Source organism: Stenotrophomonas sp. SrG, from assembly GCF_050031795.1.
Lineage (GTDB): Bacteria > Pseudomonadota > Gammaproteobacteria > Xanthomonadales > Xanthomonadaceae > Stenotrophomonas > Stenotrophomonas rhizophila_A.
On sequence record NZ_JBNBBE010001411.1, the window covers coordinates 1 to 235 of the forward strand.

The 235-nt window shown below is 76.2% G+C and carries 1 pseudogene; it reads left to right on the forward strand.

Going from position 1 to position 235, the window contains the following annotated elements:
* Positions 1 to 235: pseudogene (locus tag ACQG3P_RS24050) on the forward strand (AzlC family ABC transporter permease); the annotation flags it as partial.

Here is a 235-nt window from a genome sequence, read left to right on the forward strand (position 1 = left end):
CGCCACCGCGTCCAGCCAGACCGTGGCGCTGGAGCAGCGGCGCTGGTTCTGGACCGCCGGCGTCGGCGTGTTCCTGCTCAGGAACCTGTTCACCGCCGTCGGCGCCATCGCCGGCGACGCGCTGGGTGAACCGCGCCGGTGGGGCCTGGACGGTGCCGCAGTGGCGGCGTTCCTGGCGTTGATGTGGCCCCGGCTGCGCCAGCGGGATGCGGTGGCCAGCGCCGGCGTGGCCGCG